Annotated in this window: 17 protein-coding genes and 1 pseudogene; 11 read left to right on the plus strand and 7 right to left on the minus strand. The window is 45.6% G+C overall.

Features of this window, described 5'->3' with window-relative positions; genetic code table 11:
* Window positions 1–10 precede the first annotated feature (10 nt).
* From lhgO to P4S59_RS16000, 3 genes and pseudogenes are all read right to left on the minus strand, one after another.
* Window positions 11–1,242, minus strand: a pseudogene (lhgO, locus tag P4S59_RS15990) (L-2-hydroxyglutarate oxidase).
* An 8-nt stretch (window positions 1,243–1,250) separates the two neighbouring features.
* Window positions 1,251–3,374: a TRAP transporter permease gene (locus tag P4S59_RS15995; RefSeq protein WP_337168669.1), complete on the minus strand. Its 2,124-nt coding sequence runs from the start codon at window positions 3,372–3,374 to the stop codon at window positions 1,251–1,253.
* A gap of 88 nt (window positions 3,375–3,462) precedes the next feature.
* Window positions 3,463–4,473 (minus strand): TAXI family TRAP transporter solute-binding subunit, encoded by a 1,011-nt coding sequence (locus P4S59_RS16000; protein ID WP_134645369.1) that lies wholly within the window; start codon window positions 4,471–4,473, stop codon window positions 3,463–3,465.
* A gap of 837 nt (window positions 4,474–5,310) precedes the next feature.
* Here P4S59_RS16000 and brnQ point away from each other — a divergent pair.
* Window positions 5,311–6,621 carry a branched-chain amino acid transport system II carrier protein gene (gene brnQ / locus P4S59_RS16005; RefSeq protein WP_337168670.1) on the plus strand — a complete coding sequence of 437 codons (1,311 nt, stop codon included), beginning with the start codon at window positions 5,311–5,313 and terminating at the stop codon, window positions 6,619–6,621.
* A 103-nt stretch (window positions 6,622–6,724) separates the two neighbouring features.
* Window positions 6,725–7,933: a diguanylate cyclase gene (locus tag P4S59_RS16010; protein ID WP_337168671.1), complete on the plus strand. Its 1,209-nt coding sequence runs from the start codon at window positions 6,725–6,727 to the stop codon at window positions 7,931–7,933.
* Window positions 7,934–7,978: 45 nt separating this feature from the next.
* Here P4S59_RS16010 and P4S59_RS16015 read toward each other — a convergent pair whose 3' ends face one another.
* A complete protein-coding gene (locus P4S59_RS16015) occupies window positions 7,979–9,328 on the minus strand; it encodes a sigma-54-dependent transcriptional regulator (RefSeq protein WP_337168672.1) in 1,350 nt (449 codons plus the stop codon).
* A 169-nt stretch (window positions 9,329–9,497) separates the two neighbouring features.
* On the opposite strand from P4S59_RS16015, the gene P4S59_RS16020 reads away from it, so the two are divergent.
* The 3 genes from P4S59_RS16020 to P4S59_RS16030 all read left to right on the plus strand — a co-directional run bounded on the left by P4S59_RS16020 (window position 9,498) and on the right by P4S59_RS16030 (window position 14,493).
* Entirely contained in the window at window positions 9,498–11,570 is a 2,073-nt protein-coding gene (locus P4S59_RS16020) for a sensor histidine kinase (RefSeq protein ID WP_337168673.1), read from the plus strand.
* Window positions 11,571–11,783: 213 nt separating this feature from the next.
* A complete protein-coding gene (locus P4S59_RS16025) occupies window positions 11,784–12,911 on the plus strand; it encodes a conjugal transfer protein TraF (protein ID WP_006741246.1) in 1,128 nt (375 codons plus the stop codon).
* 217 nt (window positions 12,912–13,128) lie between these two features.
* On the plus strand, window positions 13,129–14,493 hold the full coding sequence (locus P4S59_RS16030) for a glycoside hydrolase family 1 protein (RefSeq protein ID WP_337168674.1): 1,365 nt from the start codon (window positions 13,129–13,131) through the stop codon (window positions 14,491–14,493).
* A gap of 99 nt (window positions 14,494–14,592) precedes the next feature.
* Here the strand turns inward: P4S59_RS16030 and P4S59_RS16035 are convergent, their stop codons facing one another.
* Window positions 14,593–16,629 carry a PhoX family protein gene (locus P4S59_RS16035; RefSeq protein ID WP_258642634.1) on the minus strand — a complete coding sequence of 679 codons (2,037 nt, stop codon included), beginning with the start codon at window positions 16,627–16,629 and terminating at the stop codon, window positions 14,593–14,595.
* A 266-nt stretch (window positions 16,630–16,895) separates the two neighbouring features.
* Here P4S59_RS16035 and P4S59_RS16040 point away from each other — a divergent pair, with 266 nt between their 5' ends.
* Window positions 16,896–17,234: a YggL family protein gene (locus P4S59_RS16040; protein ID WP_005393599.1), complete on the plus strand. Its 339-nt coding sequence runs from the start codon at window positions 16,896–16,898 to the stop codon at window positions 17,232–17,234.
* A 631-nt stretch (window positions 17,235–17,865) separates the two neighbouring features.
* Here the strand turns inward: P4S59_RS16040 and P4S59_RS16045 are convergent.
* Complete coding sequence (locus P4S59_RS16045) at window positions 17,866–18,732, minus strand: helix-turn-helix transcriptional regulator (RefSeq protein WP_109168829.1); 867 nt, start codon at window positions 18,730–18,732, stop codon at window positions 17,866–17,868.
* Between the two features lie 167 nt (window positions 18,733–18,899).
* On the opposite strand from P4S59_RS16045, the gene P4S59_RS16050 reads away from it, so the two are divergent.
* The 4 genes from P4S59_RS16050 to P4S59_RS16065 all read left to right on the plus strand — a co-directional run bounded on the left by P4S59_RS16050 (window position 18,900) and on the right by P4S59_RS16065 (window position 22,281).
* Window positions 18,900–19,145, plus strand: coding sequence for a hypothetical protein (locus P4S59_RS16050; protein ID WP_337168675.1), 246 nt, complete (start codon window positions 18,900–18,902; stop codon window positions 19,143–19,145).
* 529 nt (window positions 19,146–19,674) lie between these two features.
* Window positions 19,675–20,583, plus strand: a complete 909-nt coding sequence (locus P4S59_RS16055; RefSeq protein ID WP_065645588.1) for a LysR family transcriptional regulator — start codon at window positions 19,675–19,677, stop codon at window positions 20,581–20,583.
* Window positions 20,584–20,884: 301 nt separating this feature from the next.
* Window positions 20,885–21,790: a 30S ribosomal protein S6--L-glutamate ligase gene (gene rimK / locus P4S59_RS16060; RefSeq protein WP_005393586.1), complete on the plus strand. Its 906-nt coding sequence runs from the start codon at window positions 20,885–20,887 to the stop codon at window positions 21,788–21,790.
* Between the two features lie 62 nt (window positions 21,791–21,852).
* A complete protein-coding gene (locus P4S59_RS16065; protein WP_005393584.1) occupies window positions 21,853–22,281 on the plus strand; it encodes an ATP-dependent zinc protease family protein in 429 nt (142 codons plus the stop codon).
* Between the two features lie 56 nt (window positions 22,282–22,337).
* On the opposite strand, the gene P4S59_RS16070 is transcribed toward P4S59_RS16065, so the two are convergent.
* Window positions 22,338–23,072, minus strand: coding sequence for an MBL fold metallo-hydrolase (locus P4S59_RS16070; protein WP_337169191.1), 735 nt, complete (start codon window positions 23,070–23,072; stop codon window positions 22,338–22,340).
* Window positions 23,073–23,395: 323 nt separating this feature from the next.
* Here P4S59_RS16070 and speA point away from each other — a divergent pair, with 323 nt between their 5' ends.
* Complete coding sequence (gene speA / locus P4S59_RS16075) at window positions 23,396–25,306, plus strand: arginine decarboxylase (RefSeq protein ID WP_258646842.1); 1,911 nt, start codon at window positions 23,396–23,398, stop codon at window positions 25,304–25,306.
* The last annotated feature ends 1 nt before the right edge of the window (window position 25,307 follow it).

Raw genomic sequence — 25,307 nt, forward strand, 5'->3', positions numbered from 1 at the left:
CTTTTTACTGTTAAACCAACTCGGCTTTCGCTTCTATCTTCTCATTCACTTTATCGCAAATGTACTCTCCAATAGGCATTGCCGATGTCGCTGCGGGAGAGGGGCATTGCAAACGTGTAGGCTTCTTGCGCTCTCGGCAAACAAGAAGTCATGAACCAAAGTGCCATCGGATAACACTGCTTGTGCGCGAATACCCGCAGGATATGGTTTGAGATCTTCTACCTTGATGCTTGGGCAATATTTGTTGACCAATTTCAGATAGCCCGGCTTCCACCACGAGTTCTTAAACTCATCCAGTCCGGTTTTTAGATGCTTTTGTGTCACCTTCCAGAAACCGGAGAAACTGAGCATTTGCATGGTATCTTGCAAGCTGAAATTAACCTTGTTGTACCCTTCTCGCTTCCAGCCTTGCACCGCATTTGGACCAACAGTCACACTGCCATCAATCATGCGAGTTAGGTGGACGCCCAAGAATGGCAAATCAGGGTCTGGAATTGGATAAATAAGATGATTCACCACTTGGTCGTGCTTACTATCCAAACGGTAGTATTCGCCGCGATAAGGGATGATCTGAAAATCGGTTGGAATACCCATCATCTTAGTCATACGATCCGCCATCAAGCCGCTGCAAGTGACCAAGAACTTAGCATTGAGCTGCATGGTTTGCCCGTCTGAAATGCAGGTCAGTTGGACTTCCTCATCCTTCTCTTCGGCAGCCACCACTTTGGTTCTCAAGCTAATTTGCCCGCCAAGCGTTTTGAACTCTTCCGCCATCTGCTCAGTGACTAAACGATAATCGACAATACTGGTGGTTTTGACATAAATCGCGCCCAATCCCGTGATGTTTGGCTCAGCCAGCTTGAGTTGAACTTCATCGAGTAGCTTTACGTCGATGCCGTTGACATGGCAGCGCTCATAGAGGGCATTCATGCGTTCGACTTCTTGCTCATTGGTCGCAACCAGTAACTTGCCACAGTTCTCCACCGGAATATCGTGCTCAGCACAGAACGAAATGGTTCGCTCTACCCCACGCTTACAAAAATCGGCTTTTAAGCTGCCCGGTGCGTAGTACACCCCAGCATGAATCACGCCGCTATTGTGTCCGGTTTGGTGCTTGGCAAAACCGGACTCTTTCTCAACCAATAAAATGGATTTGTCTGGGTGACGCTGCTGCAGTTGCCATGCCGTCGACACACCAACGATACCGCCACCAACAATGATGTAGTCATAGACTGATTTCATACGACCTCTTATAAAACCGATAGTTGAGATTGTTGCAATTTGAACTTGCGACCACTGTAAATGAACACCGCGACAAATACCGCGCAGCTTGCCACACGAACCAACATTGGTATGTCGTGCCAAACCAGCAATGTACCCACCACTACCAACAAGAGACGCGTAAGAATGTTTAGAGGGCCTTCTAAGTAACCTTCAATCGCACCAATCAATGCATAGGTACCTATGATGGCAAAAAAGCCCACGGTAATTACCGACGTTACATCCCAACTGACTAAGCCTGTGTAAGCAATAAGTAGCGGCACAAGATACAAACCTTTGGCGATTTTCCATGCCATCAAACCAGTACGCATTGGCGGTGTTTTCGCGATGGTTGCTGCTGCAAATGCGGTCAAACACACTGGAGGCGTTACGTTACTGTCTTGCGATAACCAGAAGATGATGAGGTGAGCAGCCAGCAATGCCAAGCCTACCGCTTCCATACCCAAACTTTGCTCTAGTAGGGTTTCCATAAAGTCCGCAGGTACTAGCGCCACCATTTCTTTCGCGGTTTCCAACGCCATTGGTGCATTAAGCAGCTCCAACTTTTCTGGCGCCGCCAACATAAAGATGGCTTTTGCTTGTTCAGGCAATTGACCCGATACCATCAATTCAAGCAATTGGTTTTCTGCAATCAACTTGTAAAGCGCAGGGGCAGACAGTGTTCCCAATACAATATACGCCGCTGTTACAGGTAAACCCATACCCAAAACAAGAGAAGCGAGCGCAATCAGAACGATCATGATGAACAAGTCGCCATTCGCCCAACCGTCGATCATCAGTGAGAACGTGTTGCCGATACCCGTAGTGCTGATCACGTTGATCACCAGACCAATACCCACCAGCAATACGGCAGTTGTCGCCATGTTTTTCGCGCCTTGCGAAAGTGCTTCGATGATCGCTTTTGGTCCCATCTTGTGATCTTTCGAGAACCAAGACGCCACCACCACTGAGATGATCGACAAGCCCGCAGCGTAAGTTGGCGTAAAGCCTTGAACCAACAAAGTAACCAATACCGCCAGCGGGATAAGGTTGTGCCAACCGCTGAACAACACTTTTAATAGAGATTCATCGCTGGTCGTGATTTTTTGAACGCCGCTGCGTTTGGCTTCGATACGCACAAAGAACGCCACAGACAAGAAATAGATAAGAGCAGGAATGAAAGAAACCGCGATGATATCGACATAAGGAATTTGCGTGTAAGACGCCATGATGAAAGCACCCGCCCCCATCACTGGTGGCATCAACTGACCACCTGTCGACGCCGCAGCTTCAACACCCGCCGCAAAGCGCGAAGGGAAACCTGCTTTTTGCATTAAAGGAATACTGATAACACCGGTTGAAACCGTATTTGCCACACTTGAGCCCGATACTGAGCCCATCAAACCGGAGCCAATCACAGCAATAAAACCGGGGCCGCCGATGATTTTGCCTGCCGCAGCACGTGCCACATTGATGATGTAATCACCGACACCAGAGCGAACAAGAAACGCACCAAACAGAATGAACATGAATACGAATGTCCAACTGATGCGCGAAATAGAGCCAAACATGCCCTCAGAAGAATAAAAGCTACGGTAGAGCAAAGTTTCCATGCTCAAACCCGGGAAATGGAAAATGCCTGTTGCCCACTTACCCCAAAGCACAACGTAACTCAAACACACCAGAATCAGCACTGGAATAAACCAGCCCATGGTGCGTCGGATCAGCTCAATAACAATCAAAATTGCCATGATGGCAAAGACCCAATCGCTGGTCACGAACTTCACGCCACGTTCATACAGCGCATCTTCGGCATACGGAATGTAGAGCAAACACGCGACCGCACCCATAGCAATTAACACATCAATGCCGAGCGCAACCTTACTCTGCTTGAGAGAGATATGAGCCGGATACCAAAGCGCACAAATCACCGCAAAACCAGCAAAGTGGGTCGCGGAAATCCATAACTCCGGTAACGTCGATAAGGTATTAAACCAAATGTGCAAAGCAGACAACACCACGCCAAACACTGTGATTGTGGTGGTTACCCACGGAAAATCTGTGCGCGTGGGCAGCTCAAATTTCTGCAATTCCTTTTCTATTGAGTCGCTCATCTCATACTCCAAGCTCTGGCGGCTTTTTCCATCTTAGATATCGGTAGGGATAAAATGCCCCGAGCCGAAACTCAGGGCGAAGTTGGCGTTATTTCGCCATTAGGTCTGATGGGATTTCGATTCCCATTTCTTTGTAGTAACGCGCCGCACCTGGGTGAAGAGGCACTGGCAAGCCAGCAATCGCTTTCTCAATCGCCATTGCTTTTGTTGCTTTGTGGATGCCTTGTAGGAAAGGCAGGTTTTCGTAGATCGCTTTGGTTAGCTGGTAAACGTCTTCTTCCGAGATATCTTCACGAACTGCCAAGAAGTTTGGCTGTGCAATGGTGGTGATCGGCTTATCTAGACCCGGATACGTGTTCGCTGGGATCTCGTACTTCGTCCATAGGTTGTAGTTGCCGTTCGCCTTTTTGATTTGCTCGTCAGTAAACGAAAGAATCGAAATGTCTTTACCCAGCGCAGCAAAAGCTTGAGTGACCGCACCAACAGGTACACCTGCAGGCGTGTTCATACCGTCAATGGTGCCGTTTTGAAGTGCGCTCGCACTGCCGCCGTAACCCATGTAAGCAAGGTTGAATTTATCAGGGTCTACCTTCAGACCTTTCATGATTTGGCGACCCGAGTTCTCAGTACCAGAATTCTTCTTACCGATAGAGAACTTTTTACCGTCTAGGTTGTTCAGATCTGTCACCGTGCCAGTTTTTGCTAAGTCAGAGCGAACAATAAAGTGCTCAACGTTTTGCCACAGCATAGAGACTGAACGCAGCTGCTCTTGGCGACCGCTTTTCTCATAAGGACCTTCGCCAGACCAAGCCCATGCACCGTAAAGACCTTGTAGAATTGCGAACTGTGCTTCGTTTTCGTTCAGCAGTTTGACATTTTCACCAGAGCCCGCAGAGCTGATTGCAGAAAGGGAGAAGTGGTGCTTTGGTGCCAATTTCACTTTGCTTAAAGTCGCCAGTGCTACGCCCACAGGGTAGTAAGTACCACCTGTCGATGCCGTTGCAAGAATGTAGCTACGATCTTCTGCCGCAGCGTTAGCAGCAATACCAAAAGAAGTCACAGCGACAGCCAAAGCTTTTACCAGCTTATTCATTTTCATTATTACTCTCCGTGTAGTCGTTTCACGATTGGGGATTTACATCATGTTAAATCTTTATTAACAACACATTCCCTGGAGCAATTGAAATGCCAACTTTTAACCCTTTGTATTTATTGAACTAAGTGCTAAAAGACATCAAAAATGAGCAAAATCATGCTGATTTGATAGCAAAGTAATGAGCAAAATCTTGCTCATTGAAGAGAAGAAGGTTGCACGCCTAGATCGCAAAAGGTTAATAAAATGTGATCAAGACAAAATAAATGCACGATTCACTAATAAGCAATATTTTGCCGATGCAATTTTGGATTGAACTGCAACTAATGAGTATCTTAACAATAAGAAGAAAAAGCGCATCATTCTAAACTGCTCACTTTATCAGCGGAGGTTTATAGCCTAAACGACTACAAATAGCACAAAAAAAACAGCAAAACAAGCCATGTTACAGAAATGAAAAGTCATTTATTCTAGTTTTGAATTTAAAAAGCAGTTCGATCCACCAGTTAAGAAACAAACATTAACCGTATCAACTTATTTTCTACTTCGGGGTTGTGCCAATAGCCCTATGTTCGTTAGGGTAACAACACACCAAGGCAAACGTATTCCTTGGTATTTTTTCGTCATTAAGGATCATCCATGTCAGCAACTGCGCAATTACAATTCGCTTTAAAACGCCCATCTGGCGTTGCTGCTGCGATCCTCCTGCTCTCTCTGAAACTGATTCAGAGCTGACAGGCTATATCTAAACTTTCTGTCAGCTTGAGAAGAAGCTGACGGGAACACCACATACTCCTCCCATTCCTTTCAGTTTCTTCCAAGCGAAACATAAGAGGAATAACAATGTTAAGCGCACGCAATATCGCCGCTTTGGGCTTCATGACTTTCGCCATGTACTTAGGCGCGGGTAACCTGATCTTCCCTCCATTTTTGGGTTATCAAGCAGGTGAAAACTTTCTGAGCGGGATGTCTGGCTTCCTCTTAACGGGCGTAGGTCTGCCTGCAATGGCACTGGTGATGGTCGCTATCGTAAACGGTTCAGACAAATTAACCGCCGCCCTACCTAAACCTTTGGCGACCAGTTTTTGGGTGATGGTATTTATCGTGATTGGCCCTGCGTTCGTGATTCCGCGCGCAATTACCGTGGCTTACCAATTCAGCTTTGCGCCAATGTTTGGTGATGCCGCTTTGGTGCCTTTCACAATTGCTTTCTGTGTTATCACCATTTTGTTTGCGCTATACCCGGGCAAATTGGTCGACAACCTAGGCAAGATCTTAACCCCAGCATTGATGGCTATTTTAGTGATCATGTCTGTAACCGCTCTGGTTTACCCAGCCGGCGAGCTTACTACTGCAACGGGACCATATGTATCTGGCGCATTTGCTGAAGGCTTGACTCAAGGCTACATGACTATGGATGCGCTAGGTTCTATCGGTTTTGGTTGGATCATCTTCCGAGCGATTCGCAGCATGGGTGTGGATTGTCCGAAGGCCACCGCAAAATACACGCTAATTGCAGCTTTGATGTACGCCGTTGCCATGGCATTTGTTTACATCTCATTGGCTTACATTGGCTCAACAAGCTCATACTTAGGTTCTGAATTCAGCAATGGTGGCGACATCTTAACGGCATTCACCTTCAGCCACTTCGGCGCATTTGGTTCACTATTACTTGGTGCCGTGATGGTATTGGCGTGTTTGACTACTGCTATCGGCGTAACCACAGCAGGCAGTGAGTTTTACGACAACACTTTCAGCAAAGTGAACTACAAAGGCTGCGTGATCACGACCATGGTATTGGCTGGTTTGATCGCCAACGTAGGTCTGGAGCAACTATTAGCTATCACATTGCCAGCGGTTGTGGCGCTTCACCCAGTAGCAATTGCGTTGATGATCATGGCACCGGTGCGCAACAAGATGTCGCAAATCATGGTGGTTGTGACCGCATTCACTGCTCTAACGTTTGGTTGTGTTGATGCGCTGCACATCCTAGGTTACATGCCAGATTCCACCGATGAGTGGATGGGTAATTACATGCCTCTGTACAATGACTTTGCTAGCTGGATTATGCCTAGCGTATTTATGATGATTGTTGGTCTGCTGTTTACGACGAAAACCAACCAAACCGAACAATTCGAGCTGGTAAATGAATAGCCGTTTAACATAAGACATCACTCAATAAGTAAGTTAATATGTAGTTCGCTTATTGATATCAGGCAAAGGAGTTGCCTGAACTATGGATTGATGTGGAGCGCTTATGGACAATCAGTATTTAGACATCAGAACGCTCAACTTTATCGTTATTCTGTTCTCTTGCATTTACTCAATCAGTCTACTTTGTTACCAATACACACAGAAAAAAATCAAAGGCTTAAAGACTTTTTCTCTCTCGCTGTTATTTATTGGCTTTGGGCCTTTTTTACTGGGATTTAGAGGCTCCGCACCAGATTGGCTTACCATCGTCATAGCTAATACGCTCATATTAATCGGCTTCTTGCTTACGCTTTACAGCGTGAGCATTTTTCGTCAATTCCCTCTAAAACTGGCCCACTCACTCGCTTTTTTAACGCCCATTTTCAGCGGTTCGTTTTATTATTTCACCTTCCATGACCATTCAATTAAAAGCCGTATCATTTACTTAAGTGTTTATATCTGCATCGTTACGTTTTTTAGTGGGATCGCCATGCTGAAAGGCACCAAGCAAGACCAAAAACTCCCAATCATAGTGATGGCGTGCTCCTTCTTTTGCTTCAGTATTTTTATGGGCTTCAGAGCACTTTGGAGCGCTTTCGCCAATGAAGTGCCAAATTTTATGACCGCAGGTTTTATCCACCAGATGACGTTTTTACTTAGCATCTGTCTGATTGTCGCTATGAGCTTTAGCATGTTGTGGCTAATTAATGGCCGCTTGATACAGTCAATCAATGATCTCTCACATTTAGACGCCCTCACAGGGCTTCATAATCGTCGCGCGATGGAAGAAATTGTTCCAAACCTTGTTAATCAAGCGCACAAACGGAAGCAATCAATAAGCATCATCATGACCGACATGGACGAGTTCAAAGCGATTAATGATCACTACGGCCATGCGGTAGGAGATTCCGTCATGGCTACGATTGCCGCTATCTTTAAGAAACACCTCCCAGAGTCAGCTTGCACAGTACGATTTGGTGGTGATGAGTTCATGATTGTTTTACTTGAAAAAGCACAACGCGCCAAAATTGTTGCCGAGCAAATTCGCCTGGCGGTGGAAACTGAAGCCTCATTGCAGTCATTCGAAAATGAGATCACCATGAGCTTTGGAATCAGTGAGTTATCAGAGGGACAACCGCTTCACGAGGTCGTTGCTGAAGCAGACGAAGCGCTGTATAGCTCTAAACATACGGGCAGAAACCAAGTCACCTTGTTTGGAGAAGGGAAAGGCCTAACTTATAAGTTTGTCCCAACTCCCTCGAAAAGCGCATAATCATATTTGTGACGCCCATAGCGGTAAGTCAGCTTAAAAATTGCGTTAAGTATAATCCGAGCGATTTAAACCAAACTTTTGCATCTTTTGATTCAAAGTTCGACGAGGTAAATCCAACTCCTGCATCACCTCGTTAATGCGTCCGTGATGCCTGACCAATGAATCATGCAGCACCTTGCGCTCAAAATTGTGTAATTGAATAACCAGTGGAACACCCACTTGCGTCTCCTCCGTGGTTGACGAAGGACGGCTAGAGAGAATTTCCATCACAGATACCGTTTCATCCAAGGCAAAACGCATAGCCACGTTTCGCAGCTCTCGAACATTTCCAGGCCAAGCGTAGGAAAGCACAGCGTTTCTGTCGGCGTCACTCAATGGTCGGGTTTCAGGGTTAGTTTGCAAGGTGAAGTGCTCAAACAAAATCAGTGAATCTTCTTCTCGCTCACGTAATGGTGGCAAATAGATCTGCGCCACATTGAGTCGATAATACAAATCTTGACGAAACTCATCATGATCATTGAGATCTTCTTTCGCGGCGGCGATCACTCTCAAATCAACCAAGATCTGTTGATTGCCTCCAACGCGCTCAACTGTATGTTCCTGTAATGAACGCAGCACTTTCACCTGCATCGACAACGGCATGCTTTCTATCTCGTCAAAAAACAACGTGCCTTTATCGGCGTATTCCAACTTGCCGATGCGTCGTTTGTTTGCACCAGTGAACGCCCCAGCTTCGTGACCAAACAACTCACTCTCGAAAAGGTGTTCTGGAATCGCACCACAGTTTATCGGCACAAAGTGATGAGGTTTTCTTTGGCTTTCATTATGTAAACTGGTCGCCACCAGCTCTTTACCACAACCTGTTTCGCCGTAAATGATCACGTTAGTATCGATTTTCGCCAATTTCGCAACTTGCTCGCGTAATTGCTGCATCACTCGACTTTGACCAATGAGCACCTCTTCTAAACCACTCACGCTAGCTAGATACTCTTGGCGGTGAAGCGTCGATGTTTGCGCGCGATGGCTCTCGACCGCATCTGTGACACGTTGAGACAAACGCTCCGGCTGGAAAGGTTTTTCAATAAAATCAAACGCGCCGTTTTGTAGCGCATTCACCGCCATATCCACATCACCATGACCAGTAATTAGTATCATTGGTGTTGGAATGTGGTTCGCAATAAGGCTCTCTAAAATCGAAATTCCATCAGTATCTGGCAAACGAACATCACTAACTATCGCATCAAACTCTTGGTTCAGAATGGCGGTTTTGCCTTCCTCCCCCGAGCTAAAAGCTATGACGTCAAACCCCGCCAATTGCAGCCATTGGCTTGTTGCTTGACGAACGATGTCATCATCTTCAATTAGGGCGATACGCGGAATGTCGTCAAAAGTCATGAGTTACTGCCTGATCGGTGATAGAAGTCTTTGCTAAAGTTAGCAAAAACCATGCTATAGAAAAGGAGCTAGATCCCACTTCTTAATCACAATTCTTTAACATCCAATCAGTTAAGCGCACTCTTTCACTATCAACTACGATAACTATGTTCAGCCAAACGGAGCTCGTATGCAGCGCACTAAGAATGGGAAAATGTGGCTAACCGCCGTATTGATCAGTGCGCTGGTGATCTTTTTCTACGGTGCTAGCCGAGAGGTGGCCCATCAATGGCTGAGCGTCCAAACTCAACAAGAAGCACAACAGAAACTCCTCGACTACATTGGTGAAGTCCGCCGAGCATTAAAACGTTTCTATCACCTTCCCTATCTCGTCACGAATAACCCAGAAACAATTTCGTTTGTGAGAGGTAATTTAAACTACTACGAGCCACTTCAAGCACAACTGACACAGCTCGATAAAGCCGCGAATACAGAGGGCTGGTTGATACTTTCAACCTCGGGAGAAGTGTTGGTATCGAGTCTGATCGATGAACGGTTCAGCCGCTCTGACCGCCGTGCGATTGTCGAACAAATACAACGTCAGGGAGAAGGCGTCTCACTGGTGAATAAAACAAAAGGTTCTAGTCCCCTTTACTACCTCTCTGCACCAATTTTTGATGGTTTGGAGATAGCGGGCATCGTTGTTGTTCAAATCAACCTGAGTTTGCTAACGGAGCAGACCATCACCAGCCAAGACATCATCACGCTACAAAATCGCCATCAACGCTTCTTCCTCTCCAGCAGTACAAACTATAACGCCGACTGGTTTAATGAACCGAATAACCAAGCCAAAGTCGAAACTCAAACGCTGTATGACAATACGGTGATTCATTTCTGGACTCTCAATCAGCAGCGCTACTTTGCACACACAGTAAAGCTGGACGACTTAAACTGGTTTGTCAGTTACCTTATTCCGACCAAACCTGTTCAGCAAACGATTAGTGTCATTGGATGGAGCATCGCAGCGCTCCTCCTGCTCCTTATCCTGTTGGTGATCATTGGTTTACAGCGTCGACAAAAACATCTCAATCAGCAGCGTATTCAAGCCTTACTAGAAGAATCGCAACGCCGACTTAAACAGATGATCAATAAAACACATGTTGGTTTGTTGTTGATTGATGAACAAGGTCTATTGTTCGACCTCAACCCAATGGCAAAACGCCTTTTTTGTCTTCCTGAAAGTGTGAATCGTCATACCTTCGCCTGGGAGTTATTTGATGCGGGTAATTCAAATTCGACCACACTCACTTTGCTTAGAGATCTGCCAAAGCATAAGGAACTAGCAGAGATTAGCGCTGTAGAAACCATGGCGCGACGCAGTGATGGCAGCGTATTTCCTGTACTCTTTTCACTCACTAGCTTCCCATGGCACGGTGAGCAGTATTTCCTTGCTACCATAATCGACATTAGCAAACGTAAAAAAGCGGAACAATCGCTGCAGCTGATTAACCAAGAGCTCGCTCAAAGGGTGGAAGAGCGAACTCAAGCTTTAAAACAAGCCCAAGAGCAATTGATTGAATCAAGCAAAATGGCAGCATTGGGCAGAATGTCGAGCGCGATTACCCACGAGTTAAACCAACCATTGACTGGCCTGCGTACCCTTTTAACCACCAACGAGTTGCTAGCAGAACGTGGACAAACAGACATGATGAAAGCCAATAACAAGTTAATTCAAAAGTTGATTGACCGCATGGCAAGCATGACCAGTCAGCTAAAAACGTTTGCCTACAATAAACCAGAGACACTGCACGAGATATCGCTGACAAACGCTTTAGAAGAGACGCTACGCGTCTATCAATCTCAACTCGCGAAGGTAGATGTTCGGGTACGCATTCCCAACGACTTACCCAATATCATTGGCGAAGAGCAACGCCTACAACAAGTGCTCGGCAACCTAATTTCCAACGCATTAGATGCGATGAAAGAGACCCAAGATCCACAGTTAATGATTGCCGTTACACCCACTTCCGATAATGTCGAGGTCGTGGTAAGTGATAATGGGTGTGGGGTACCTTCAGACCAACTCGATACCATGTTCGAGCCTTTCCAAACCAGTAAAAAAATTGGTGAAGGACTAGGGTTAGGGCTTTCCATCACCACCAACAATATGCGAGATATGCATGGGAAAGTCAGTGCGCAGCTCAACGCTGATAAAGGCATGTCCTTCACCTTAATGTTTGAGCTCGCTCCTCATCGTAGCTAACCCAATACCATCCACCTCTTCAGCTTTTCTCCACACAATTAAAGAGCAATAAATCTTGATCAACTTTATAAAGCGAGTTGCCTAACCTACGCTTAACTTGATGAATCGCCACATGCTATTCATCAGCACAATTTTTGGTGGTTGACACCAAGTTTTAGCTCCCACCATCTAATTTATTGATAAGTAATTATTTAAAGTAAGAATGGATGCGTTATGAGAAAACTAACTTTAGCAGCAACAGGGGCGCTTTTTATTTTATCACCTCACGCTTTTGCAGCACCTTACGCAGCAGACGCTCGAAGTCACGGAATGGGAAATACAGGCGTCGTTTCCGCTGACTATTTAACCGCTCCTCTACACAACCCAGCCCTAGGCGCTCTCTATCGAGAAAATGACGATATCGGCCTACTCATTCCTGCTCTCGGCGTCAATATTCACGATGAGGATGAAGCTTTATCAGCCGTTGATGATGTTCAAGACCTTTACGATAGTATTCAGGGCATTCCCACACCTGCGAACGAAGCCGAACTTAATCGACTACTCGATCAATTAGATAAGAGTGCTCCAGTCGTCATAAATGGAGGTCTGAGCCTCGCGATTGCGATTCCGACACGCTACATGTCGGTAAACCTTTTTAGCGCTGGTTATGTGGAGATACTTGCGGCACCCGATATCTCAGATTCAACAAACACCGCAGATCGATACCTCAATTCTGCCGTCGACCTAGCGGCTTTCGGTAGTGCGGAATATGGCGTTGCCTTGGCTCGCGCTTACACGATAGGTGGGCAGCAATTCGCATTTGGTATTACGCCCAAATACCAACAACTTAAAACCTATACGCAGCGTACAACACTAGATGACTTTGATATCGAGGATTACGACAAAAGTGAAGTATCAAAGAACACGTTCAATATGGATCTTGGGGTCGCTTGGTATCACAACGCATTTAGAGCTGGTCTCTCGTTAAAAGACGTCTTCGAACAAGATATAGAAACAAAACTTGGCAACTATACCTACGAACTCACGCCACAAGCGACCCTTGGTATCGGTTATGTAGGGGACTATGTAGCTCTGAGCCTAGACGCCGATCTCACCAAACAAAAGCGCTTTAAAGAGCTCGACGATGACACCCAGTTTATTCGCGTTGGTATCGAGGGGAATGCTTGGGGATGGGCGCAACTCCGTGCTGGTTATGAAGTTGACCTAGAAAATAACCTCGATAACTCGGTGACAGGTGGCATTGGCATCAGTCCTTTTGATGTGATCAGTGTAGACCTCGCTGGGTCTTACGCTGGCGATAACCAGTTTGGCGCGGCGGCGAATTTAGCATTTACGTTTTGAATGCGAATGCCAACCTAAATTCATTTAGGTTGGCATTGTTAACAACCATCCTATATCTCACTGTTTATCATTACTGACGTTTGGTGATGAACTGACGAAAATAAGATCTCGCTACAAGTATCGAGATGTCTCCTACACTATTCTCAAGCAATAAATCCACAAACATTTCCTAAATATAAAGAGTGAGAAACATGATTAAGTTTCCAGATAATTTCCTTTGGGGTGGTGCCATTGCGGCAAACCAGGTAGAGGGGGCATACAACCTTGGGGGAAAGGTTTATCAACATCAGATATGTTGCCAAACGGCATTCTGAGCCCGCATCAAACGCGTGAAGAACGAACGCCTGGTATCAAAGATCTTGCGATCGATTTCTACAATCGCTATCCAGAAGATATTGCCCTGTTTAAAGAGATGGGATTCACCTGCCTGCGCTTGTCCATCGCTTGGAGTCGTATTTTTCCTAATGGCGATGAGCTTGAGCCAAACGAAGAAGGACTGGCGTTTTACGACAAAATTTTTGATGAGCTGGCCAAACACGATATGCAACCATTTGTAACGCTTTCTCATTACGAGATGCCTTACGCCTTGGTTGAGAATTATGGTGGTTGGGGCGATCGTCGAGTGATCGAGTTTTTCGAGCGTTACGCTCGCACCGTGCTTGAACGCTACAAAGACAAAGTGAAGCTGTGGCTTACCTTTAACGAAATCAACATGTCACTTCATGCGCCATTTACGGGAGTGGGCTTGCAAGAAGACGCCAGTGAACAAGACATCTATCAAGCGATTCACCACCAGCTTGTAGCAAACGCGAAAGCGGTAAAACTGTGTCAGCAAATCGTACCAAACGGCAAGATTGGTAACATGCTGCTTGGCGCAATCAACTACCCATACACCTGCAACCCTGATGATGTGCTTGCTGCTATGCATGAAAATAATAAGTGGTTGTTCTTCGGTGATGTGCAGACTCGTGGTCAGTACCCAGGCTACATGAAACGTTACTTCCGTGAAAACGGCATTGAAATACAAATGGAAGCTGGCGACTTAGAAGAAATTGCATCGGCAAGTGTCGATTTTATTTCCTTCAGCTACTACGCAAGTGGCTGTGCGAGTGCCGATCCGAAACAGAAAGAAGTGGGTAACATCGTCGATAGCGTACCAAATCCATACCTTGAAAAGAGCCAATGGGGCTGGTTGATCGATCCAAAAGGCCTGCGCGTTTTGCTTAACTTCCTTCACGATCGTTACCAAAAGCCGCTATTTATCGTCGAGAATGGCTTAGGCGCTCGTGATGAATTCGATGAAAACGGGGAAATCCAAGACGATTATCGAATCTCATACCTTAATGATCATTTGGTTCAAGCACACGAAGCGATTCTTGATGGCGTTGAGTTGATGGGCTTCAACAGCTGGGGGCCAATCGACTTGGTGGCTAACTCAACAGCCGAAATGAGCAAGCGTTACGGTTATATTTATGTCGATCGTCATGATGATGGGCGAGGAACGCTAGAGCGTAAACGCAAGAAGAGCTTCTACTGGTATCAAGACGTGATTCGTACTTCAGGCGGTTCATTGAAAAGCTAAGCCTGTTGTCTGGATATAAAGTGCGACTGGGCATTCGCCTAAACAATCAAGCCCTGCATTTGCAGGGCTTGAATTTTAAGGTGTTAATGCATTTAGAGATTAAACTGCAATCTCTCCACCGTCTTCACGTCGAATGACAACCGTCGCAGCTCGTGGACGCACAGAAACACCAGCAGGCGTTTCTTCGGCGGCATCTTCACTGTATGGCCAGTTGCCTGGGTGCTGAATATTCACAAACAATGATTTGTAATCAGGGCTGATAGTAAAGCCTGTCACTTCACAACCATTTGGTCCGACAAAGAAACGTTTAAGCTCCGCTTGGTTATCCGCACCAATCACTGCTTGGTCACCATTCTCATCTGTTAGCTTAGATGGCACAACGGCCAACATTTGATCATTAGTGTAAGACGTAACTTCATCTGCGCCGTTATCGGTCTGAATCCACAAAATACCACGGCCATCAAACGCTAATCCGTCAGGGCTAGCAAACTGGTTTAGCTCATTCAGGCCAGAACGGTTGGTATCTGCATCACCATTTGCTGGCGAACCAAAGACAAAAATATCCCAAGTAAAGTCTGTAGCTGAAGCCCCTTCATCCCAACGAATAACGTGACCAAACTTATTATTCAAACGTGGGTTCGCAGGATTGGTTTCATCTGTACGGCGCGTATTGTTCGTCAATGTTAAGTAAACCGAACCTGTGAATGGATCAACCGTACACCACTCTGGGCGATCCATTGGGGTTGCCCCAACGAGGTCAGCCGCGCCTGCCGTATTAATGATAATTTCAGCCAATGAGTTAAAGTGCTCCGCTAACGTACCACCAGATTTTGTTACGCTATCAAGCGTCAACGGCAACCAAGTACCTGTACTGTCTTCATTGAAACGCGCAACATACAGTGTGCCTTCGTCCATATACTTATCGCCTGTCGCTAGGCGGTTTTCCGAGTTTGCATCTGCAGGGTCCCACGCTGCCGCAGATTCAAATTTGTATAGGTACTCAAAGCGAGAGTCGTGACCAGAGTAGAATACCACTGGTTTGCCTTCTTCAAGCTTACCAAAAGTACAGCCTTCGTGACGGAAACGACCTAGTGCAGTACGCTTCTTCGCACGCGAGTTTTGCGTGTAAGGGTCTATTTCGACGATGTAACCATGACCATTGGCTTCATTACGGTAATCATCCATTGCACTTGCTCCTGTTGGAGCCACATTAAAGCGAGAGAACTCATCGAGACGCTCTTCTGCATTTCCTGCAAGTGTTTCCCACAAGTAGCGTGTGCTTTGGTCATCAACACCAATGCGATCTTGTTCTTCTGTACGAGTCCCGGCGTTAACAAAGTAACCTGGCCAGTTCTCTTCACACGTTAAGTACGTGCCCCACGGCGTATAGCCGTTGCCACAGTTGTTTAACGTACCACGTGCTTGGCTGCCATCTGGCGAGAAACGAGTGACGGTTAGTGACGTGTGCGCGACTGGGCCAGATAAGTCCATTGCTGTCGCACCAGTGTAACGGCGGTTTAGTGGATCGGTATCAACCAACTTCCACATGTTGTCTTCCAGTTGAATTCGAACCACTGACACACCGTGCGCATTAATCTCTTTACGCACTTCATCTACAATGGTACGTACGCCATTTTCAACCGTCGGACCGTTTGGATGCAGTGCTGATGTATCAATGTACTCGTGGTTGATGCAAAGCAGACCGTCGGTCGTACTGTCATTTAATGGGAAAAAGTGCATGCCATCATGGTGCATGCCCAACGCGTTAAGTTGGTCTGAGCTGGTATTGCTGCCATCATTTTTCCACGCGCTGCCTTGAGCATTCAGCGGTGTACCCCAAGGTACCAGTACTTGTGCGGTGTAGCCTTGTGGAATTGAAACGGCATCAGTGAGTGAGCCAGGGATAGATTCAAAGTTAAGAACGGCTTTAGATACGCCCGAGCCACTGCTTACTGTACTTCCTGAGTCAGACGAATTACAACCAGCCAATCCGAAAGCACCAAACGCTGTCATCGCACTGATACCTAAACCACCTTTTAGAATGCTGCGTCGAGATAGGCTCGCTTCTAATACTTCTTCAAATGGTTTGTTTTCACTTTGGTTATAACGCGTCGCGTCAAAGGTTTCCTTGCTCATTTTTACTTTCCCGATCTTATAGTTTAATTAATAAATAAGTGATTAGTTGAACGGCAAGAAGTTTGGAGAAGAAAAATGACAAAAGTGCTTAAAACATATGAAACTTGTGTTTCAGCAGTGCAGCAAACTCAGCAGCGTTACCAATTGAGCAATTAAGTTTTGGTCACATAATCACCAACTGTATCGCTTCATTCTGATTTTACTTGGGCTAAAGTGTGATAGAAGGTATAAGGTGTACGAATTCAAATCATCTACGAGAGATAATCATGAAATTAGACAAGATCGATAACAAGAGCCGTCGTATCCGTAAAAAGCTGTTCTTAGGTGAGTTCGCAATCCTAGGTTTCGAGATCAGCTGTGAAACAGACATCAACGACTTCGACCGTTACGATGCATTCGTTGATGACTTTATAGACTACATTGATGGGCTTGGCCTTTGCTTCGGCGGCGGTGGTCTAGAACTGTTTGAAGGCTTCCTATGCTCTACTGACCGTTACGGCAGTGCTACTGAAGAGCAAAAAGCACAAGTTATTGCATGGTTAGAAGCACGTCCAGAAGTGAAAAGCGCAAAAGCTGGCGACTTGGTTGACGCAAACTACCTGTAAGTTACAGAGTCATACTGACAATAATAAAAAGCTGGTCTCCGGACTGGCTTTTTTACTTTTGGAAGTGTGTGATAGTAAAAGTAGAGTGCTGGGAGGTTGTGCGGAGTGAATGTGATTGTGGCGTTTTTGAGCTGGCAATCAGCGGGAAACGGCGTTCCCCTGCCAGCTCGTGCCTTTAGGTATCATTAACTATGATTTTTTAGCTGGTGCGTCTTTCGTGTCTTTCCAGTATTGAATACGCACACGATGTAGCTGAGCTCTTCTAGTCTTTTTCATAGTAAAATCCCTCATCTTATATAAGTAACGCTCCTTATGGAGCTTATTGTCTAAGGTCGAATCCCCTTCAATCTATAAGGGAACCAATTATTTAACCGTGACCAATTTCACAACATAATGATAATTACCGATTTCTTGCAGTCATCTTTGGCTAGTAAACGGCGTATTATCTCTCTGACACGGTTAACTTACTCACCAGATATGACAGAAAAATGGCAATCAAGTTCCCTATATTATCTGTCACTGAATCTTAATAATGATTCCTGAAAAATTTTGCAAGTAAGATATCAATTGCCCATCACTTTCAGCCGAGTAACTCTTTTCGCGTTCGTGATCGCAGTTGTGTGCAACCCAATTACGGCTGGATTCGCTGCTGATATTGCTGGCGGTACTCGCGTGGCGTAAGCCCTTTATACGTTTTGAAGTGACGATTAAACAGGGCTTGGTTTCGATACCCAACTCTCTCAAACACAATTCCAATCGGCAAAGGCGTTGATTGCAGCAAATCTGCGGCATGATTGATCCGCAATTTCATTAGGCGTTGGCTAAACGGCTCTTTAAAGTGCTTTTGAAACAATCTTGTGACCGCACTTTCACTCAGCGATAAGTAGTTCGCCAAGTCTGCGAGCGTCACCTTAGTTGCAAAGTGCTGTTCGAGATACGCGTTGACACTTGCCACTCGTTCTCTTTCCTGTAATTCGTGTTCACTCATCGATAAGTAAGAGTGAGTCATCAGTGTTTTCGCCCCTTCATCGTGAGCAATCAAAGACAAAACATGGAGAAATCTCGAGAGTTGCTCCATTGCAGGAAACGTCATGAGCTCATGCAGAAGATCCACAACGTGCTGAGCTGTCCGCTCAGAAAACATCACACCTTTGTTGGCCGCTTTTAAAAGCGGATCAAGCTTTCTAAGCTCTGCGCAATAGAACATCAAATTGGCAATCCACTCACGCTTAAACCAAATCACATGAGTCTCGCACTTGCTTTCGACCAATGTGGAGTGAATAGAGTGAGGCACACCAGGCGCGATCAATAGCATTTGGTTGTGAGTCACTTCTAATTCGTGATGACCAATATGCAAACTACCAGTGAAGTGGCGATGGATGACTAATTCAAACACATCATCGTGAAAATGGAGATCGTACTCTTTTTCTGGCTCATCAATGCGACGATAGCGCCAAGAAAAACCTGGTCTTTGTGGTACTTTTTCGATGTGTGCCATTGGCTACTCCACAAAATAGTATTGTTTCACGCTCAAATAATATCAGTATTGCCAGCTTAATCTTCATCACGCCGAAATAGTATTGATATTAAGCGGCATACTATCAACTTTGTGTCGTCACGCTCCTTATTGTTGCCTTGAAAGACAAGATAACTAAGGAGGCTTTCATGAGTCACTTCACTGTCAAGCTACGCCAAGCCCTGCACAAAACACGTGATGAATGGGCAACATTCGCCATCAAAGAAATGGAAATTCCACCTGACACTATCGCCAAATTTTATGGCTACAAATCGAGTTGTGATCTTGAGCAAATTCTTAAACAGGATGAAAACGACGCCAATTCGGACATTTGCTCGACATCTTGTGCGAGATCTCTTACAAGCAATGTAAGCAAAACGACCATCATTGACTAAGACAAAATCGAAAAACTAACATAAGACATTGAAAATTATCAGTTATTTCATTTCAAACAATATTCGCTGCCAAAGTTTTTTTACCTAGCTAATTGAGAGTAATCAGCAAAACATCAATACTGATTGTGTCGACAGGATGTTGGCGGGAACAGGAAAAAAACCTAATGGACTAGGTATCTTCAGGATGAAGATTTGGTAGCTTAGGATGAGTTATCAGCAAGGATGTAGTTAAGCTCTAGGATAGAGTTCGCCCGTCAGGATGATAGGCAAGAATGGACACCGCTAGGAAGGCGATGAACAAGGAACTCGGTTAAAGGACTTAACCACAATCAAGGATAGATGCAGGGAGCACCTATAGTAGCCGGATTGCTGCGAAAAAGAATAAGCCCCGTCTGGGAAACCAGGCGGGGTTTTATTTTGTCTGCTATTTATTATTCGCGAGGCACCCGATTCTCTTGCGTCGATTTACTTCGTGCCGTGCTATCATTTTCTCTACGTCTTTCAGCAAGCTCACAGCAAATCTCACATTATGCTTAATCCTGTTTGGTTACATACATTTAAGACATTGATTGAAGTCGGTCATTTCACACAAACGGCAGAAAAACTTTTTATGACCCAACCTGGTGTCAGCCAACACATCAAAAAGTTAGAGCAAAGTTGTCAGCATGCGCTGATCAAACGTGAAAACAAAAGCTTCGAATTAACAGAGCAAGGTCGGATTGTTTACGCCTACGCGCTGGAGTTAGAAGAAAGAGAGAAAGCGTTGCTCGAAGAACTCAGTTTTGATGATGCATTTTCAGGTCACTGTAAACTGGCCTGTTCTGGCGCAATGGCATTGATGCTGTATGGCCCTCTTTTAGAAAAGCAAAAACAGCACCCAGGCTTATCGCTGCATTTAGAAGCCGCACCCAATCACTCGATTCTCAATGCAATAACGGAAGGGAGCATTGATATTGGTATCGTAACTGATGTTCCTCACAAAGGTTTATTTCACAGTGAAAGAATTGGTAAGGAGCAGTTGTGCTTAGTCCTACCTAATCAATACCGCGAAAAGCAGATAACACCACAACTCTTGCACGACTGTGGTGTCATTGCCCATCCTGATGCCAAGCACTACATGACGCTGTTTTTTGACCAATGCGCGGAACAAGAGCTCCAAGAAATTAAGATGAGCGATTTACCATTATCCGGCTACGTGAATCAATTAAGCCAAATTTTACTACCTGTGAGTAAAGGACTCGGCTTCACCGTGCTGCCTCAAAGTGCTGTCGACAACTTCCCACAAAAAGATACCTTGCACATCGCACAACTGAAAAACACCGTGTGTGAAGAGTTATTTTTAGTTCGCAAACGCAGTCGTGTTCTGCCACTGCGCTATCAAACAATTAAAGATGTGTTATTGGACGTCATCACAAACTCAAAACAAACTACAGAATAGCCTAACGTTTTAAACTCGTTGTAATCCGTTTGCTTAAAAAAGCCCACAGACAACTTCCAGCTTACAACGCTGGGAATGCCCGATGATTCAACAAATTATTTTTGTCGTAACGACGAGTTTTTTTCGTTTTCTTCTCGCGAGAAAAAAACCTAAGGTGCGCACCTCTAACGAAGTGGTTGTCCAACCACACATCTAAATCGTTGAAGTCAGTAGGTAATATCACCTAAATATCACATACCTGCTGCATTCTATACTCTATACTTATATTTTTAATTTGGTACTGACTTACTAAGGAATTGCCATGCGTATTGCTATTCTCTCTCGTAATGAGAATTTATATTCAACCATGCGCCTAAAACAGGCAGGTGAAGAGCGTGGACATCAAGTAGACGTCATCGATACTCTGCACTGTTATATGGACATTACGAGCAACAACCCTAAGATCCGCTATAAGGGTGAAGAATTGCCACAATACGACGCTGTGATTCCTCGCATCGGTGCATCCATCACATTCTACGGTACCGCGGTTGTACGTCAGTTTGAAATGATGGGCACATTTTGTGTCAACGAATCGGTCGCAATCAGTCGTTCTCGTGACAAATTACGCTCGTTGCAACTGTTATCGCGTAAAGGCATCGGCTTGCCGCGCACTGGCTTTGCTCACCACCCTGATAACATTCAGGACGTGATCAAAAATGTTGGTGGCGCACCTCTAGTCATTAAATTGCTAGAAGGAACTCAAGGCATCGGTGTTGTGCTTGCTGAAACCAACAAAGCAGCAGAAAGCGTGATCGAAGCATTCATGGGGTTGAAAGCAAATATCATGGTGCAAGAGTTCATCGAAGAAGCTAAAGGCGCAGACATACGTTGCTTTGTTGTCGGTAATAAAGTGATTGCAGCGATGAAGCGCCAAGCGAAAGAAGGCGAGTTCCGCTCTAACTTACATCGCGGCGGCTCTGCACAGTTAGTGCGACTAAGCAAAGAAGAACGCGCTACTGCGATTAACGCGGCAAAAGTCATGGGGTTAAACCTATGCGGTGTAGATATCCTTCAATCTAAAAACGGCCCAGTGGTAATGGAAGTGAATTCTTCACCAGGTCTTGAAGGTATCGAGCTCGCTACAGAAAAAGACGTTGCTGGTATGATTTTCGACTTTATCGAGAAAAACGCAAAACCACACGCAAACCGTACTCGTGGTAAAGGTTGATAATTGTTTGAGTGAGAGCCTGCTTAGTAGGCTCTCGTATTACTCATCGCTAGGATGACACTATGAATCAGAAAATGATCATTGGGAACGCCGAAGCTATTTGCTTACCTGAGTTAGGGATTACTCACCTTGAAGCGCGCATTGATACGGGCGCACAAACATCTTCATTGCATGTAGATAACATTGATTGCTTTGAAAAAGATGGTCAGTCTTACGTTGCATTCGATCTGCACCCGGATGTTTATCATTTAGAACAAGTGGTTCGCTGCACAGCGAAGCTAAAGGCAAACCGTAAAGTGAAATCTTCAAACGGTACCTTTGAGCATCGCTGCGTTATCACCACCATGCTGCGCATGGGTGACAAACAATGGCCAATCGACATTACGTTGACCAACCGTGAAAAAATGACTTACATGATGCTGTTAGGTCGTCAGGGCATGGCAGACAAAGTGCTGGTAGACCCTAGCCAATCTCATTTATTGGCATCTTAACCCCGTAGCTTTAGATGAGTGATCGAACGTTTTTGTTGAGCATCACTCGTCTGGCTTTATCTTCGTCTACTTCCTGCGAATAGCGCAAACAACAAGCCCTTAGCTTTAACCTTTGTTACGCGCCAATGGGTCATCGGCTTAGTCGGCGCAGTATGCAGAATGTGCTGATACGCTTTTTCATCAAAAGTCACCTCTCCCCCATGCGCCAAAAGCAAACATTGCGGATTCATCTCAAACACACGCTTTAATGATTGGCGATATTGGTTTGGATGAAATATGGGAAACGGCGCAATCAGGTGTTTCTTAACCTGCACCATCAAATCCGCCACATACAATACATCTTGTTCAGAATGATAAACCGACAAATCTCTATCGGTATGTCCCTGCGTTTCTAGTACCTGCCAATCATCAAACCCCGGAATACACTCACCATCGATGAGTTCGATATCGGGCTTTAGCTTGCGCGAATACCACAGGTTTTGCTTTGGTTTACGCATCCGGTTCGCCATCCAGCGCGCTAACATCAAATCGGTCAAATGCATTAGCCAACCGTCTACACCGCTATACCACTGGCTCTCTCGCTTTGCGGCCAATAGCTTACATCCAGTTAAATCACGCAGTTTGTGCGCGCCACCAGCGTGGTCTGGATGCATGTGAGTTACAACGACCAACTTTAGGTCAGAAAAAGGACGATGGAGTTGATGTTCAATAAAATCTTTAAGGTGAGGAATGTCTGCTCGACTTGCACCATCAAGCAACATTAATTTATCGGGATATTCGGCGAGATACATGGTCTGAATGTATCCCTGAATTCTGTGCAGCTGCAAAATATGTCCTTATTTGAGTGAGATTTTTCATGACCGCTTCCATGCTGGTCAGACCAACTATAACAGCTGAATGGACGCACTGGTAAACAAATGTTCACATCAACGCACGACAAGAAATCATAATCGAGATGATAGATTTTAATCATTAGACTCAGCGGCACTTTTATCCGTTAATGCGCGCACACGGAGTTCGTGTCAGGGTATGAGGTTAATGCCTCATGATTTGCTTTTTTGTACTTTTCCTTCTAATTAATTAAGGACTTAAGTACATTTTTGTGAGAATCGAGTTGGAAAAAGCAACTAAATTAGACCGCATCCGCGCGGACTACAACGTTCACTACTGGAGCCAAGGTTTCTACGGTATTGATGACCAAGGCGAGGTTTACGTATCACCTCGTAGTGATCGTGCACATCAAATCCCTTTCAGTGCCATTGTAAACGAGCTAGAAGCGAAGCAGTTAAATCTGCCTGTATTAGTGCGCTTCCCGCAAATCGTGCACCAACGTGTGCATGGAATTTGCCACGCTTTCAACCAAGCAATTGAAGAATACCAATATCCAAACAAATACCTGTTGGTGTACCCAATTAAAGTAAACCAACAACGTGAAGTGGTGGATGAAATTCTAGCGAGCCAAGCTCAACTAGAAACCAAGCAGCTTGGCCTTGAAGCGGGTAGCAAGCCAGAATTGTTGGCAGTACTTGCATTGGCTCAACAAGGCAGCTCCGTGATCGTGTGTAACGGCTACAAAGACCGTGAGTATGTGCGTCTTGCACTGATCGGTGAAAAGCTAGGCCACAAAGTATTCATCGTACTAGAGAAGCTTTCTGAGCTGGATCTGGTGCTAGAAGAAGCGAAAAGCTTGGGCGTAAAACCGCGCCTTGGTTTGCGCATTCGCCTCGCCTCTCAAGGTGCGGGGAAATGGCAAGCAAGTGGCGGTGAAAAATCGAAGTTTGGTTTGTCTGCATCGCAAGTGCTCAGCGTTATTGAGCGTCTGAAACGCGAAGGCAACCTAGATGCGATGCAATTGGTTCACTTCCACCTTGGCTCACAGATGGCAAACATCCGTGACGTACGTAATGGTGTGAATGAGTCTGCACGTTTCTACTGCGAACTGCGCGCACTGGGTGCAAACATCGAATACTTCGATGTGGGCGGCGGTTTGGCAGTCGACTACGACGGCACACGCAGCCAATCATCGAACTCGATGAACTACGGCCTTGCAGAGTATGCACGTAATATCGTCAACACAGTGGGCGACGTGTGTCAGCAATACGAACAACCGATGCCAGTGATCATTTCTGAATCCGGTCGTTCACTAACAGCACACCACGCTGTGTTGATTTCTAACGTAATTGGTACAGAAACATACCAACCGGAAGAAGTGCATGAACTTGGCGCAGATGCTCCACTATTGCTACAAAACATGTGGCGAAACTGGGAGAACTTACAAGATGGTACAGACGCTCGTGCGTTAATTGAGATCTACAACGATACCCAAAGTGATTTGGCAGAGGTACACTCTCAATTCGCAACTGGCGTGCTTAACTTGGAGCAACGTGCGTGGGCAGAACAACTGTCACTGCGCATTTACTTCGAACTAAGCCGCAAGATGAGCACTAAAAATCGCTTCCACCGTCCGATTCTGGACGAGTTGAGCGAACGTCTTGCAGATAAGTTCTTCGTGAACTTCTCTCTCTTCCAATCTCTACCAGATGCTTGGGGTATTGATCAGGTGTTCCCTGTTCTGCCACTTTCTGGTCTTGGCGATGCGGAAGAGCGTCGTGCGGTAATGTTGGACATCACCTGTGATTCTGATGGCGCGATCGATCACTACGTTGATGGTCAAGGCATCGAGAGCACGCTACCTGTACCGGCTTGGAGCAAAGACAAACCGTACCTAATGGGCTTTTTCCTAGTAGGCGCATACCAAGAAATCCTTGGTGACATGCACAACCTATTTGGTGACACCCACAGTGCAGTAGTCAATGTTGATGAACACGGTCAATTTGAGATCAGTTACATCAATGAAGGTGATAGTGTAGAAGACATGATGCGCTACGTTCATATCGACGTGGATGCGATTCGTGACAATTACAAACAATTGGTTTCCCAAAGAGTTGAAGCCAATGAACAAGCACAAATCCTAGCAGAACTAGAACAAGGTCTAGCGGGATACACCTATTTAGAGGACTTCTGAT

The organism is Vibrio sp. M60_M70 (genome assembly GCF_037162085.1).
GTDB classification, from domain to species: Bacteria; Pseudomonadota; Gammaproteobacteria; order Enterobacterales; family Vibrionaceae; genus Vibrio; species Vibrio diabolicus.